Source organism: Salicibibacter kimchii (genome assembly GCF_003336365.1).
In the GTDB taxonomy this organism is placed as follows: Bacteria; Bacillota; Bacilli; order Bacillales; family Marinococcaceae; genus Salicibibacter; species Salicibibacter kimchii.
This window is the reverse complement of record NZ_CP031092.1, coordinates 2769383-2784925: the sequence shown is the minus strand read 5'-3', so window position 1 is coordinate 2784925 and position 15543 is coordinate 2769383. Positions and strand designations below refer to the sequence as shown.

The 15543-nt window shown below is 42.2% G+C and carries 15 protein-coding genes; 6 read left to right on the top strand and 9 right to left on the bottom strand.

Features of this window, described 5'->3' with window-relative positions:
• The first annotated feature begins 8 nt into the window (after positions 1 to 8).
• Positions 9 to 884, top strand: coding sequence for a CE1 family esterase (locus tag DT065_RS14135; protein ID WP_114374472.1), 876 nt, complete (start codon positions 9 to 11; stop codon positions 882 to 884).
• A 69-nt stretch (positions 885 to 953) separates the two neighbouring features.
• On the opposite strand, the gene DT065_RS14130 is transcribed toward DT065_RS14135, so the two are convergent.
• The 7 genes from DT065_RS14130 to hpaB form a co-directional block, all read right to left on the bottom strand.
• Positions 954 to 2432 (bottom strand): aldehyde dehydrogenase family protein, encoded by a 1479-nt coding sequence (locus DT065_RS14130; protein WP_114374470.1) that lies wholly within the window; start codon positions 2430 to 2432, stop codon positions 954 to 956.
• 23 nt (positions 2433 to 2455) lie between these two features.
• The gene (locus DT065_RS14125; protein WP_114374468.1) at positions 2456 to 3658 is read right to left on the bottom strand and encodes an iron-containing alcohol dehydrogenase; all 1203 of its coding nucleotides are present in this window, start codon (positions 3656 to 3658) and stop codon (positions 2456 to 2458) included.
• Between the two features lie 370 nt (positions 3659 to 4028).
• Positions 4029 to 5411, bottom strand: coding sequence for an aminotransferase family protein (locus tag DT065_RS14120; RefSeq protein ID WP_114374466.1), 1383 nt, complete (start codon positions 5409 to 5411; stop codon positions 4029 to 4031).
• Positions 5412 to 5540: 129 nt separating this feature from the next.
• On the bottom strand, positions 5541 to 6347 hold the full coding sequence (locus DT065_RS14115) for a helix-turn-helix domain-containing protein (protein ID WP_114374464.1): 807 nt from the start codon (positions 6345 to 6347) through the stop codon (positions 5541 to 5543).
• 196 nt (positions 6348 to 6543) lie between these two features.
• Entirely contained in the window at positions 6544 to 7008 is a 465-nt protein-coding gene (locus DT065_RS14110) for a flavin reductase family protein (RefSeq protein ID WP_114374462.1), read from the bottom strand.
• Positions 7009 to 7032: 24 nt separating this feature from the next.
• A complete protein-coding gene (gene hpaD / locus DT065_RS14105; RefSeq protein WP_114374460.1) occupies positions 7033 to 8010 on the bottom strand; it encodes a 3,4-dihydroxyphenylacetate 2,3-dioxygenase in 978 nt (325 codons plus the stop codon).
• 15 nt (positions 8011 to 8025) lie between these two features.
• Positions 8026 to 9501 carry a 4-hydroxyphenylacetate 3-monooxygenase, oxygenase component gene (gene hpaB, locus DT065_RS14100; RefSeq protein WP_114374458.1) on the bottom strand — a complete coding sequence of 492 codons (1476 nt, stop codon included), beginning with the start codon at positions 9499 to 9501 and terminating at the stop codon, positions 8026 to 8028.
• 175 nt (positions 9502 to 9676) lie between these two features.
• Between hpaB and DT065_RS14095 the strand changes: the two genes are divergently transcribed.
• The 5 genes from DT065_RS14095 to DT065_RS14075 all read left to right on the top strand — a co-directional run bounded on the left by DT065_RS14095 (position 9677) and on the right by DT065_RS14075 (position 13197).
• On the top strand, positions 9677 to 10555 hold the full coding sequence (locus tag DT065_RS14095) for a LysR family transcriptional regulator (RefSeq protein ID WP_227002818.1): 879 nt from the start codon (positions 9677 to 9679) through the stop codon (positions 10553 to 10555).
• A gap of 71 nt (positions 10556 to 10626) precedes the next feature.
• Positions 10627 to 11280 carry a GntR family transcriptional regulator gene (locus tag DT065_RS14090; RefSeq protein ID WP_114374455.1) on the top strand — a complete coding sequence of 218 codons (654 nt, stop codon included), beginning with the start codon at positions 10627 to 10629 and terminating at the stop codon, positions 11278 to 11280.
• A gap of 21 nt (positions 11281 to 11301) precedes the next feature.
• Positions 11302 to 12060 carry a fumarylacetoacetate hydrolase family protein gene (locus tag DT065_RS14085; protein WP_114374453.1) on the top strand — a complete coding sequence of 253 codons (759 nt, stop codon included), beginning with the start codon at positions 11302 to 11304 and terminating at the stop codon, positions 12058 to 12060.
• Positions 12060 to 12833 carry a fumarylacetoacetate hydrolase family protein gene (locus DT065_RS14080; RefSeq protein ID WP_114374451.1) on the top strand — a complete coding sequence of 258 codons (774 nt, stop codon included), beginning with the start codon at positions 12060 to 12062 and terminating at the stop codon, positions 12831 to 12833. Before DT065_RS14085 ends, DT065_RS14080 begins: the two co-directional genes overlap by 1 nt.
• A complete protein-coding gene (locus tag DT065_RS14075; RefSeq protein ID WP_114374449.1) occupies positions 12814 to 13197 on the top strand; it encodes a 5-carboxymethyl-2-hydroxymuconate Delta-isomerase in 384 nt (127 codons plus the stop codon). Before DT065_RS14080 ends, DT065_RS14075 begins: the two co-directional genes overlap by 20 nt.
• Positions 13198 to 13387: 190 nt before the next feature.
• Here DT065_RS14075 and DT065_RS14070 read toward each other — a convergent pair whose 3' ends face one another.
• Complete coding sequence (locus DT065_RS14070; protein WP_114374447.1) at positions 13388 to 14614, bottom strand: zinc-dependent alcohol dehydrogenase; 1227 nt, start codon at positions 14612 to 14614, stop codon at positions 13388 to 13390.
• Between the two features lie 32 nt (positions 14615 to 14646).
• Entirely contained in the window at positions 14647 to 15117 is a 471-nt protein-coding gene (locus DT065_RS14065) for a 2,4'-dihydroxyacetophenone dioxygenase family protein (RefSeq protein ID WP_114374445.1), read from the bottom strand.
• Between the last annotated feature and the right edge of the window lie 426 nt (positions 15118 to 15543).

Here is a 15543-nt window from a genome sequence, read left to right as displayed (position 1 = left end):
GGATAGATATGCAAAAAGGAAAATTAACAAAAGAAACAATAAACATCCAGGGACTAGAACGATCTTTTTTGTACTACGTTCCAACATTTTACGACGGTAATCACGGGCTTCCGCTCCTGCTTAGCTTTCATGGGGCAGGAAGCAGCGGTGAGCATCATAGCCACTTAACAAAATTTCATGAACTGGCAGAGAAAGAAAATTTTTTCGTTCTCTATCCTGAAGCGACAAATGCAAATGAGTCTGACCCATTTTCCAAACGATGGAACGAAGGGTCACAAGATAATCCTGCTTATATAGCCAACATTGATGATGTCGCATTTGTTCAAGCCTTAATCATCAAATGGCAAACTTCCTACAATATCGACGGGCAACGCTTATACACGACCGGTTTTTCAAATGGCTCAAGCTTCAGCTTCCGTCTCGCGATTGAACGCCCAGATACATTTGCAGCGATTGCCGGTGTCGCCGGGCCACTTCCAAAACATTTGCAAAGTAATGTGAAAGCTTTGCCCCCTTTGATTTTTATCATGGGCGATGCTGACCCGGTTGTGCCCTTTTCCAATGCAGATGCTGCCGGTGAAAAATCCTTTGCCGTTACCGGTTTGCTGGGTGCACGTGAAACCGCAGAGACAGTTGCTTATCGATCCAATCATGTAAAAACAGAGCGAATCCCACCTTTAGAACTCAAAGACCCAACACGCATTGAACAGACAAAGTATATGGGTCAAAATAAGACTCCCCTTGTTACGTTTTATCAAGTAAAAGGCGGAGGGCACACATGGCCGGGAGGACCGAAAATTCAATCTCCTACTTCCAACGGAAAAGTGAGCCAGCAAATGGATGCCAGCAAAGTGATTTGGGATACGTTTAAACAGTGGACGTAAAGTCTCCAGTCAATAATAATGGTGAACGGTCCTTACGGCCAGTTCACCATTATTTTCTATAAATCTATATCAGAATGGATAATCAAGTTTTTCTTTCTGCACGGACACCCATTTAGTTGTTGTCAGCTCTTCTATTGCCCATTCATGACCAAAACGGCCGATACCACTATTTTTCACGCCGCCGAATGGAACATTTGCCTCTAACACCGCCGGCATATCGTTTACGTGCGTGGTTCCAGACTCAATTTCAAGTGCCAATCGCTCCCCTTTATCGAGGTCATTTGTTACGATTGCTGCGGAAAGGCCGAATTCTGTGTCGTTTGCAATCCGGATGGCATCCTCATCACTTTTTGCCTGGATAACTTGAGCAACCGGGCCAAAAATTTCTGTGGAAGCAAGTGTTGATTCATTTGGTACGTCCACAAATACATAAGGAGAAATAACATTCCCGTTGCGCTCTCCTTCAACAGCAACCTTTAACCCTTCATCTTTTGCTTTCCCAACTAAGTCCATAACTTTATCTGCCTGTTCCTCATTAATTAACGGGCCGATAATCGTTTCCGAGTCTTTCGGATCTCCCGCTTTAAGTGTTTTCACACGCTCCGTATATTTTTGAATAAATTCATCATAAACATTTTCATGAACGATCGTGCGGTTTGTGATCGCGCAGATTTGCCCATTATGCATAAATTTACCAAATGTAGCGATATTTACAGCATGATCTACATCAGCGTCTTCAAGGATCACTAACGGGTTGTTTCCGCCAAGCTCGAGTGCCAATGGCTTCATGCTTGTACTTGTTTTTTCCTTAATATGTCTTCCAACTGCAGGGGATCCTGTAAAGCTAATAAAGTCGGCGTTTGGATTGGTTATAAACTCATCCCCGGCTTCGTCAACATCGGTTAAGATCGAGTTGAACACACCTGCCGGGAGCCCTGCTTCTTCAAAAGCTTTAGCGAAAATTTGTCCGCCAACAAGACCAACTTGAACATCCGGTTTGTGAACCACCGAATTTCCTAGTGCGAGCGCAGGAAAAATGGTCCTCGTTGCCATATTTAGTGGAAAGTTAAATGGGGTAATTGACGTAATGACGCCAAGTGGTAACTGATACACACGATTTAATTTATCAGGTGTGTTAGACGTATAGTCTTTGGGCTGATAGATTTCATCCACCATTGGAATAGCATCTTCCATATCGCCGACACCAAAGCCGAATTCTACTTCCGCTTTTAATGCAGTACCACCGGTTTCGCGGATGATCAGTTTAAGAATGTCTTCTTTATTTTCTTTCAGATAATTTAAAGCTCTCGTTAATATTTCTCTTCTTTCATCTGCGCTCGTTTTTTTCCATTCTCTCTGCGCTTCTTTAGCTGTCTTAAATGCTTCTTGTATCTGTTCTTTATTTGCAAGCTGAACAGTGGAAACAATAGAATCATCATAAGGGTCTTTTATGTCATAATCTTTCCCGCTTTTTCCATCTACCCATTTTCCATTAATATAGCTTTTTGATAATTGACTAACTAACGATGTGTCTAATGTGTATGACATTTACCTTTACTCTCCCTCCATTATTATTTAACCGTCGACTGTAAATATTTTATGTCCTGAATATCTGAACCTAGGTATGCAAGATCCAGGATTTCCAAAACATCTTCCTTGGTAACTTTAGTAGGGTTAGCCATAATACTGATTTCTTCGTTCAATGTTGCTTCTGCTAAAACGTCAAATTGCTCTCGTTTAACCCCTGCCTCACTTAATGTAGGAATTTGAACTTGATCAGACAAACTCTTTATCGCTTCCAGTGTTTTGTAAGCGGCGTCTACATCTGATAAGCCATCTACCTGAACACCCATACTCCTGCCAATATCTCTATACAGTTTTTGGACATTCTCGTCCCTCGCATTAAAGGCCATTGCATACGACAACGTAGAAGCATTTGCAACACCGTGCGGCAGACCGCAATATACACTAAGCGGATGGGCTATTGCATGAACCAGTCCAAGTAATGCTGAATTAAATGCGTAACCGGCGAGCATACTCCCAAGTAGCATATTCGTACGAGCCTCTACATTGTTCCCATTTTGATAGGCTTCGACAATATTGTTAGAGATTAGTTCTATTGCCTTCAGGCCATTCACATCACTTGGTACCGAAGCGAAATTAGAAACATACGATTCGATTCCATGAGTAAGCGCATCCATCCCCGTTGCAGCTGTAATCGTCGGCGGCAGTCCCATTGTTAATTCAGGATCCACCAAAGCAATATCCGCTCCGCAATGACGGCCTCCGATCACCATTTTCTTTTTTTGTTTTGTATCCGTAATAACGGTGATAGAAGTTACTTCACTTCCTGTTCCTGAAGTTGTAGGAATGGCGATTAAAGGTTTTGTCGGATTTTTTATATTATTGATTCCATCATATTGGTTAATCGGGGTTGGATTTGTAATTAAAATATTGAGCGCCTTTGCGGTATCTATCGAACTCCCTCCGCCAACAGCAACAACTGCCTCTACCTGTTCTTTTTTCGCTAAATCAGCCCCTTCATCTAAAACCGTTTCCGGAGGATTCGGCACAACATTGGAGTATGGAACAATTGCCACATTCTTCTCTTCCATGTAAGTTTGTACCTTATCAACGATTCCAGCTTTTTTAACCCCTTCATCACAAACAAATAAAACTTTCGTAGCTTCTAACTCACTTAATACTTCCCCCACTTTTTTAACTACACCATGACCAAAAGTTGCCTGACTTGGAATGCCATACTGAAATTCCATATTAACTCCCCCATATTTTAGTGTAGTTTACCTTCCTAGTGTCGTGTTTAAGAAGTTCTTTCTAACAATCGTCCACAAAAATTCGCGAGAGGTGGGTCAAACGGTCTAGAATCTGATCGACCATCGATGGATGCTTTCTAACGATCAGATATTTGGTTAATCGCCGAAAACAGATCGATAGGCACTTTCTATCGGTCTGATATTTGGTCAACTGCCGAAAACAGATTGATGGACGACTGTATATGGCAGAAGGACACGAGTTTCGACTTTTTTGTACGATTTGTCCCACAGTGTGAAGGTCAAACTGCCTTTGGATCCCGTTGAATTATTTAGAAGGAAAGGGCTTAAGAAACGTTGCACGAGTGTTGCGTTAAAACGAGTCAAAAGCATTTTCAAATGCTGTTAATGCCTCATCAATGATTTTGAAAATATCCTCCATTTCTTGCTTGTTAACAATTAATGGCGGTGCAATTGCTACAATATTTGACCCTTTCCAGTCAATGAAACGCAGAATTAAATTACGTTTAAAACATTCATCTACTACTTTAAAAGCCGCCCCAACTTCGGGGTCAAAAGGTTCCTCTTTATTACGATCTTTATATAATTCAAACGCTCCAAGGAGCCCTATAGCTCTTGTTTTTGTTACGTGTTGATGTTTATCTTCTAATTTCTGTAACTCTGTTTTAAATACTTGCTCCATATTTTTGACATTGTCTTTAATATTATCACGTTCAAGAATTTCGAGGTTTTTTAATGCTACTGCACAAGAGGTAGGGTGACCACTGTAAGTGAAACCATGGAATAAAACATCTTCGGATTGAAGCATTTCATCACGAATTTTCTCTCGCATCACAACACCGCCAAGTGGAATATAGCCACTCGTGCTTCCTTTTGCAAATGTCAACATATCAGGTGTAACATTCCAGTTATCCACCCCAAAGTTCTCTCCTGTACGGCCAAATCCGCAAATGATTTCATCTGTAATCATCAAAATATCTTTCTCATCACACAAGTCCCGAAGCGCTTGCAAATATCCTTCAGGAGGTGTGAACACACCACCTGCGCCCATTACCGGCTCTAAAATAATGGCGGCGATGTTTTCTGCCCCTTCCTGTTCAATAATCCCTCTTACACTTTTGTGATAATGTTCATTATCTCTGTCTCCACGTTCACAATCTAATAGATGCGGCTCGGCATGAAGGTAGTCCGGAGCTTGTGAACCTACTATGCTATTGAATTCTGGTATTCCAGTGGCACTTGTTGACCCTTGAGCCACTCCGTGATAACTGCGGCTTAAGCTGATCACTTTACCCCGGTCTTGCTGTCCTTTTAGTTTCCAGTAATACCTTGCCAGTTTGAAAGCAGTGTCATTGGCTTCAGACCCACCGGATGTAAAAAAAACGACATTCATATCTCCAGGCGCAAGCGAAGCAATCTTTTCGGATAAACGGATGGCCGGCTCATTGGAATAACCATTAAAAGATGAACTAAATGCCATTTTTTTCATTTGTTCTTTTGCAGCTTCTGCCAGTTCCTCTTGTCCATGTCCAAGGTTTACATTCCACAACATCGACATACCATCAATGTACGTGTCACCGCTTTCATTTTTGACATAGACACCCTTGCCTTCTGAGACAATAATTGGCGGTCCCTGTTCATATTGCATTTTGGGTGGAGTTAATGGGTGTAAAAAATGTTTCTTGTCCAATTCAGTAAGTTCGTGCACATTTGATTTCAATGAGATATCCTTCATTAATAAACCTCCCATTTCACAGATAAAAACTTATAATTGTGACTTTCACAAAAACATCTTCACATTTTCATCATAAAGGGAAAGTTCATACTTCTATTGTAAAAATCGGAATAGGACTATGCTGTTGGGCTACTTACAATTAAAAGTGTTTATAAATTGTTGAGGCGTGATGGATCCAAATTTCTTAAATTCTTTGATTATATGAGGCTGGTCATAATAGCCGCTTTCAAAAATGACATCTTCTATTGCATATTTATTTTTTAACAACCTTAATGCAAATTGAAAACGTATAATATCACTTAATAGTTTCGGTGAGATACCGATGTTATCATTGAACTTTTTCCTTAAATATCTTGTGGAATAACCAGTTTCTTCTGCTAATTCCTGTATACTGGTCTGACCATATTTTGTATAGATATGATTGAGCCCATGTCCGATTAAACTTTTAGAGGTGTAATTAGGCTTAATAATAGGGCCAAAATAGTCCATGAAAAGTTTGACCTTCCCTTGGAAATCATGTTCCTTGACGAATAGTTCTTCAATGAACGTCATTAATGGCACTGTTTCAGCTAGTGGATAGTTACGATTAAATATTTCTTTCATGGAGGGTTTTAAACCTTCTATCGTATACGCTGGAGGGATTCTTACACCAAAGTACTCGCAGTTTTTACGAATGGTTATTGGCTGTTCATGATAAACACTTCCATAAATAGTGGCATAAGAATTTTCTGATTGGCAACAAAACAAAATATCGACACAACCGTCAGGAATAACAGGGATTTGTTCTTTCTCTTTTGATTGAAACTGGTAAAATAGCAAGCTCGTTTGATGCAAATAACTATTCGTTCTATGTTCTATATAATAGTCTGTATCTATTTCAAGATTTGGTTGAAAGGGTGGAAAGAATATTCCGTTGCTTACTTGAAACTCATTCATACTCTTCCACCTCTCGCACAGATTGACCAGGACTTTATGAACTTATGGAGGGAAATGATTTATGCTGTTTCCCTTATATGAAGGAATGTCTTACAGTTGACAGATCGATCTCCTTAGATACTACTACTCTTAATGATAAACAACTATCCGACAAAGGCTAACCTCCGTCGGATAAAGTACAGAACCTGTTTATAACTTACGCTTCTTGTAATTGCTTGTAGGAACCCTCATGAAACGCCAATGGATCGCCGTCTTGGATCTCTATATTCTTTACTTTTCCGATGAATAATGTGTGGTCCCCTTCATCGTGACTGTTATGAACATCGCAAGCGATAGAGACCAGAGAGTTATCAATAACCGGCAGTCCTTCAAAATAATTAAATTCTACATCGTGTGTATCTGTTTTCTGTCCGGCGAATATCATAGACATTTCCTTTTGGTCATTCGAGAGCACATTGACTGCGAACTGTCCTGATGCTTCAATCTGTTCCTTCATTTTTGCTTTATGGCCGACAGAGATCAATATGAGTTTAGGATCCATTGATACTGACATGAAGGCATTCGCCGTCATTCCGCGAACTTCACCATCAATTTCCGTCGTTATAATGGTCACGCCTGTCGCGAATTTCCCCATTGCTGCTCTGAACAATTTATCATCCATGGTTTTCACCTCATTTTTCATTATTTATATCACGAAGTTCGGTTTTCTCTTCTCTAAAAGCGGCTCAGAAGTCTCCGTTTTCTTTCCATTCAGATCCAAAAACTGTGTGGCCTCTTCAAACCAACTGTCCGGAGCTTCATGTCCCCAAAAAGTTTGACGTTTCGGATCATCCAGATCCCAACGTTTTGGTTTGAAATCAGGGTCACTGGTCAAATAGTCTCCAGTGTACAATTCTATACGATGACCATCAGGATCTCGTAAATAGAGGAAAAAGGCGTTGGATAATCCATGACGTCCCGGCCCTCTTTCGATATTCGGACCATAATCCAATGCGGCCAATACATCGCAGCCGTTGATGAGACTCATCGGATCGTTCAACCAAAAACCAACATGGTGGAGGCGTGGACCTACTCCGTTCATGAATGCAACATCATGGACACTTTGTTTCCGGTGCAGCCAAGCTGCCCATATTTTTTCGTCATCGGCCGCGGTATACTCTGAACACCTGAACCCGAGTTCATCAATATAAAAATTATACGCCGATTCAACATCCGGAACCATACAGTTAAAATGGTCAATACGCTGGACATTGGCGCCTTTGTATAAATCATAGCGCTGCAGCATGATCTCTGCCTGTTCCATTTCAGCATAAAATTCTATTGTGAGCCCGGAATTATCCGTAGTGCGCAACGTACGGCCAAGCGCTTTTTCCTCTCCTGCTCCCTTCCATTTAATCGGCTGTCCCTTTTTTTCAAAAAAGGAAGCAAGCTCATCCAAGTGACGATCGTCAGATACTTTGTAACTGATGACTTCAGCAACGGGTTCATCACTTTTTTTCAAACAAATGCTGTGGTGGTTGTGCTCTTCTAACCCCCGTAAATAGATATGGTGATCATCACGTTCAGTTTCAATGAAGCCGAGGGCATCATAAAACGTCTTTGAACGCTCTAAATCTTCGACATGGAAAACGACACGGCCTGCACGGATAATATCAAAATTCATTTGCTTCTCCCCCATTTATGAATTGACATGCCCTGGTTTTGATGATTTTACTTGATCCAAAAAATCTTGAACATAGGCTTTGTATGGTTCCTTATCATAGCTGTCAAAATAACTCATTCTCATTTTGATAGGATCTCCAAAGAAGTAGTACTCGTAGTGCATTTGACGGCTTCCGAATGAACTGAGTGTAAGGTCCCAGGCTAAACGGAAAAGTTTCACACGTTCATATCCTTCCATATTCTTAGACTGGAGCGCGCGATTCACGATCGGTCCAAGCTCTTCATTTTGAAAATCAGCTTCAGTTGGTATGCCCATCAAACCGGACGCACCCAAAATTCTCAAGATTTCAACCAACCGTGGATATACATTCGGATACCAATTTCTCGCCGCATTTAAAGCTTCAAAATCAGGTGTCATCGTTCCCCATTTATCTAACGTTGCGTTTTGCTCGGCACGGTATAAATGAGATTTCATCGTTTCCAACGCCAACATGATCTCTGTTCCTTTATCTTTCACATGTTGGAACCCGTCGATCCCGATTGATTCCATAAGTTTAAGCACCGTACCCAAAACGAACTCTGTTTTTACGACATTTTTGGCTACCACTTGGTGAGACATATGAACAACCGCGTTCGTCTCTAAGAAAGTACGGTTACAAATGGAAGAGTTTCCACAGACGAAGACACGATCCCACGGCACGAAAACGTTATCAAAATATACGATGGCATCGCCTTCTTCAAAACGGCTGCCCAACGGATGGTCCCATTCTGATTTTCCGTAATCGAATGATTCACGGCTAATAAATTTCAATCCATCTGTATTATTTGGCACAACGAAAGCAAGCGAATACGGATCATCAAGTTCTCCAGCCGGTTTTACGGTTGAAGGGAAAACGAGTATTTCATCAGTGATTCCGCCTTGAGTCGCTAGCAGGCGTACCCCTTCTACGATGATGCCGTCTTCACGTTTTTCTTTTAAATGCAGGGCCACGTTTGCATCCTTTTGTTCGTGTTGCGCTTTTTCACGATTAACTTGGGGATGGATGAGCGTATGGGTCAAGCTGATGTCATTTTCCCGTGCATATTCATAGAACCTGCGGGCATTATCCGCAAACATTTGATCATCTTCTGCAAAAAGATCATTGGCAACGCCCATCGCCATAACTTCTGCGTTCAGGTAATCAGGTGAACGTCCCATCATCCCACCGGATGTTCTTGCCCATTCTTGAATCGCTTCACGCCTTTTGACTAGATCCTCAATGGATTCCGGGCGAAGAAATGTCATTCCAACTTTTTCACCGCTCGTTGGTGACGTGTACAACATTTTCTCCGGCTTTTCGTACTGTAGATCATAGAGGTTCGCCATGGAATCGATCACATTTTTGAACGCTGGATGAGTCGTGGGATCCTCGACGCGTTCCCCATGAATGTAGACATTGTTATTCGCTTCTTTTAACCCTTGTTTATATTGTTCGCCTGTTTTCGCCGGCACGAATATTCACCCTTTCTCATTATTTTTCCGCATATTAATCTGCGAAAAATCGTCAAAATAAATTTAACAGTTGAATTGATTACGCTTTCATATTATCATGGACTGACAAATATGATAAATATTTATAATATTGATTTTACATATGATTTAAATATGGGAGGTGTCGAAATTGGAAATGAGACGGTTGCGTTATTTTAAAACGATCGCAGATGAAGGACAAATCACTCGTGCCGCCAAAAAATTGCACATTGCTCAGCCCCCTCTAAGCCAACAACTCAAGCTGTTAGAAGAAGAACTTAATGTCACATTATTCGAAAGAAATGGCCGGTCGTTGATATTAACTGAATCAGGGGAGACGCTATATCGCAAAGCGTCTTATATATTAAATGAAATCGAGGATACAATGGCAGAAGTGCAAGCCGTCGATAGTGGCGCCAAGGGTGTTCTCAAAATCGGAGCAAACAAATCTTGTTTTGCTTATCTGCTCCAACAGATCACCCACATTCGTGAACGATTTCCAGGTGTCCAATTTAAAATTCGAGAAGGAGATACGTACACACTAACAAAAGAAATCCACGAAAGGGAAATTGAGCTTGCCATTGTGCGATTACCGGCAAATGAGACAGAGTTTTCTACAGTGCCTATCCCGCCAGAGCCATATATGTTTGTAGTTTCTAATCAATGGGAAGGATTTGGTGAAAAAGACAGTGTATTTATGAGAGATCTAGATGGTATCCCACTCCTTCTCCTTCATCGCTTAAGCGGGAAAGGGCAGTTTGAAATCGTCACCGACGAGTTCAAACGACTCGGCTTCAATCCTAACATTGTCGTAGAATGCCCAGATGCCGCCATGTTGTTATCTCTTACAGCAGCCGGCACAGGGGGGACCATTGTGCCCAAATCAACACTCGAAGCATTTTCACAAGAAAACTTACGCGTTTTTCACCTAAAAGATTTCAAAGCCCAGGCGGAAGCTGCACTACTTTGGGGAAAAGATCGATTTCTTTCAAAAGCGGCGCGCGAGGTCATTGCCAATATGGAAGAGCTTTATTAAACTAAGAGTTTGGAGGCAGTTAACGGCTTTTTATGATTGAAATCATATACTAAATCATATATAGTAATGGCATGGAAGCTAAAGAAAGCAAGATAAATAAAACAAAATACGCCTATGAAGTTATTCGAACACGTATTTTAGATGGCACTTACACCCAAGGACAACGCATCATTATTGACCAAATCGCTAAGGAGGTCGGATCCAGCCACATTCCTGTTCGAGAAGCTTTACGACAACTCGAAGCAGATCAATTGATTAAATATGAACAGAACATTGGTGCCGTTGTTCGTTCAATCAATGATAATGTTTATAAAGAATCACTTGAATTGCTCGCTGTTCTCGAAGGGTACGCAACTGCGGAAAGCACACCCTATATTACTCCAGATGACCTTCAAGAACTTACTTCCATCAATGAACAATTAAGAGAAGTTGTTCAAAACTACGAATTACAGCGTTTTGGAGAGCTTAACCAGATGTTTCACATGGCCATTTACAAGCGCTGTCCAAATCAACTACTCGTTCAAGATATTACTAAGGTTTGGCAGCGTTTGGATAGTGTCCGCAATGGGGGGATATCTTTTTACCCTTCCAGAGCCCCCCAATCGATAACCGAACATGAGACATTATTAAGCATGATAGCTGAAAACAAACCACCATATGAAATTGAGGCTTTTGCCCGAGGTCATAAACTGAATACCTTACATGCCTTTAAAAACAAATCGTGATTAAGAGAGGTGCTTTCACCCATGAATGCAAAAGCTTTTATCCAGGGATCGCCCCTAAGCAAGACTTTGGATGTGCAAACAACAGAATTACCTGATGACAACCTGAACGAGAAAGAAGGCAAATGGGACGTCCCTGTTTCTGGAACCATTTATGGAGTCGCTCTAAATTATAAAGAGAGTTTGCAAGCGTATGAGTCAGCTTTTCATGAAAAACCATACAATCAACCACCCCAGGCACCCATCTTGTATATTAAACCAAAAAATACATGGACGCCACACCGCTCAACCGTTTATCTGCCTGAAGACATCACTGAATTGCAGACCGGTCCATCTCTTGGTATTGTTTTCAAACAAACCGCTACACAGGTGAGCCCTGCTCGTGCACTCGACAGTGTAGCTGGATTTACAGTTGTCAACGACCTGCATGTCCCTCACGGGAATCTACATCGCCCGGCGTTAAAACATCAAGCTCGCGATCAATTTTGTCCGATCGGTCCATGGATTATGGATACAGCCGACGTGATGGATCCAGATCGATTACAAATCAAAACATATATTAATGGGGAACTTGCGCACGAGGCCAATACATCTTCACTCGTTCGAAACGTTCGCCAGCTGATCAGCGACGTCACTTCCTTTATGACATTGACGAAAGGCGATGTGTTAATGGCCGGCGTACCGTACGGAACACCGAAAATCAAAAGTGGTGATAATGTTCAGGTTAAGATTGAAAATGTTGGAATGTTAGAAAACAGCATTTTGTCAGGAGGGGATCAGTGATGAAAAAAGGCCGTATTGCAGTAAGCGGAAGCATTCATGACGTCATCCAAACGGAAAACGGCGTCCAACTATTGGACGGGCGGACATATAAAGAACAAGAGGTGACGTGGCTGCCTCCCGTCACCCCGCAAACGACATTTGCTTTAGGATTAAATTATGCCGATCACGCAAGCGAACTCGCTTTTGAACCACCAAAAGAACCCCTCGTTTTTTTGAAAGGACCAAATACTTTTACCGGCCATAATGCTGAATCGATGCGACCGGAAGAAGCCACCCATATGCATTATGAATGCGAGCTCGCTGTTGTTATCGGTAAACAAGGGAAAAACATTAAACAAGCCGATGCTTATGACTATGTCGAGGGCTACACGGTTGCCAATGACTACGCCATTCGCGATTACCTGGAAAATTATTACCGCCCGAATCTAAGAGTGAAGAATCGGGATACGTGTACGCCGATCGGGCCTTGGCTCACAAGTGTAGAGGATATTTCTGACCCTATGAATCTTGCTTTGCGCACAAAAGTCAACGGTGTCACGACTCAAGAAGGCACGACAAAAGATATGGTGTTCTCCATCCCGTTTCTTATTGAATACTTAAGTGCTTTTATGACGCTTCAACCTGGGGATATCATCCTCACAGGAACACCGAAGGGAGTCACGAAAGTCGAAGCGGGTGATGTCGTGGAAACGGAAATCGAAGGGTTAGGAAGCCTCAAGAACACGATCATTCCCAAGCTGAAGGAGGAGGACAATGCCGCACTTAATCGTTGAGTATACAGATAACTTAGAGGATCGCATTGACTTTCAGAACGTGTTGGAACATTTAAATAAAGTATTGCGCGGAAAGAACCATATATTTCCAACAGGAGGCATTCGCGTGCGTGCGATCAAACTTGAAAACTATGTCATCGCCGACGGTGAAGAAGAGGATGCCTTTGTTCACGTCTCTCTAAAAATCGGCCCTGGCCGTGCCACTGAGGAAAAAGAAGAGGTAGGGAAAGCCTTGTTTGAAGTCCTAACAGAAGATTTCGCAGACATCTATTCATCGAGCTACCTAGCGCTATCATTGAACATTGAAGAATTTCCGAACGAGGGCAGTTACAAGCAGAATAATTTGCATAAGAGGTTTAAGTGAGTCTTAGATCCATGATTAAATCAAGCAGGCGATCTTTAAAAATTATACAACTTCACGGATTTGTATAGATCCATCCCATAGCCGTTTGATCAATAGTACCCAACTTTTGGATTTAATAATTGATATGTGCTCAATACTTCGTCCTCACCCGGCATAGGTGAGGACGTCTTCTCTATTAGAGGGAAGGAACTTAAATCTTAAACAGCGTCTTAATGGATTCATATTTTCTCCGTTCCACGTTCGCCACAATTGCTTCGCGGTATTGGTCCAAGTCATATTCGTGTGTGATCAGCGTTTCGAGGGGATAATCCGGGTGTTGTTCGATTAGATCCAAAAGCAACTCATGGGTTGAGGCCGTCTTTCCTTGCCATGACTCTTCCTTCACGTACGCATGGGTTCCCAGCACGGATAGTTCATTCGTCCATACAAAAGTCCAATCTAGGTTTTTAATCTCGCCGGCACCGCCGACCAATGTCACTTTTCCGCGTCCGGCTGTCATTCGCAGTGCATCATCCAGGCTTGATTCGCTGCCAATACAATCATATACACTATCATAGCCACCTGTATAGACATCTTTCCCAATGATGGGTTTCAGTTTTCTCGTTTCGGGAAAAGACAAAACCGCATCCCTTAGCTCCTCGCGTCTTGTTATTGCTTTATCTGCTCCCAGCTGCAACCCCATCTCCCGCTGGTAGGACATCAGGCTAAGATGGGTGATATGGCAGTCGATGTCCAGAAGGCGAAGTGCCGCGATGACGGTGTACGCGATCATACCTCCCCCAATCACCAGGACCTGTTCGCCTTGCTTGGGTGGTTGTCGAAGGACGGCATGCAACCCAACACTTAATGGTTCAATGATCGCTGCTGTCTTATCAGATACCTTGTCCGGTAGAGGGATGGCCATGGAATCGTGAATGACAAGCGTTTCTCCCCATCCTCCGGGAAAGTCCTTGCAAAAACCAAGGATCATGCCGGGCCCGAAAGTTTCGTCTCCACCTTTGTGCCTGCATAAAGTATGCATGCCTTCCTTGCAAGCGGGACAAAGCTGTTTTCGCCCCCGGACCTCACAGCCGATGTACGGATCGATTGAGATTCGCTGTCCGACTTCAACATTTCTGACACCATTCCCGACTTCCGTTACGATGCCCATCACTTCATGTCCTAAGACGGACGGAAAAGCATTGAAAGGTGTCAAAGACGGAGAGGTTTTGAAAAAAATGGCGCCCATATCCGATCCACAAACGCCTGCGTAGGTGGGTTTCACCTTCATCCAGCGGTCACCGGGGAGTTCAGGCTCCTCGATATTACGCATGGACAATCCGGAAGGCGCACCGTAATAAAACGACGGTATTCTTTTCCCCAATGCCTTGGCAGCAAGATATTTTGGTATTTTTAAGTCGAAAACAACCGCCTGCATAGATGGGTTCCTTTCCTGATGAAAATTTCTTTTTATTCAAACTTCGTTAAATCAACGATTTCCAGATTGTTCGCTCTACAATAATTGTGATACAAGTCCAGCGCCAACTTCCAATCAAACATCACCATCGTTTTGCCATTGTCATCCAAAAATTCAAGTGCCCCATCGATGACAAAGAAAATGATTGTTTCCTCGTCTCCGGGAGGGGTATACAATGTATGAGTCGATCCTGACGGTTCAAAGACAAAATCGCCTTGTCTTGCCACCCAATTATATTCCTTATAGCCCCAAGCGCCTTGTTGTGTATAGCCAATGACAGCACCATAGTGCTTATGGATATTGATGATGGCATCAGGCTGGCTTTTTTGCACTAAAATAAATTGACCGGAAATCGGGTTCACCCTCAACAATTTGATTTCTGTTCCATTCATCGGAACGGGAAAGAAGGGCAGGGAACTCGCCTCAATGTAGTTTGCATCAAATACACCTTGTTCTACACTCATAACGAAACCCCTTTCATAAAATATTGTCTCTGACTTAATTTTAATTATACTTTGTATTTTCTATCATGTATAGTTAAGATTAATAAAAATTTCATACACGAAGAGTTGCGCATCGGCACGATACCGGGGAGCACTTCGATGATTTCTCCGAAGACATTATCCACTTATAATAAGAATTGTACGCATATACAGATTGTTATCGCAGAAAAGCCTCACAAGATATTATTGAAGATATTAAAAATGACAAATTAGATCTCGGGCTTGTCGGATTAACCAAGGAAGGGCGAGAAGACCTCCACTTTCTACGCAGTGTAAAGTGGGGGATGAATCGCCTTCGGGCTATTGTCCGAATGATAGGAAAAAAATTAGACAAAACATAAAGGATAAAGTATAATGAACACGAACAAATGTTTGCAAGGGAGGTGA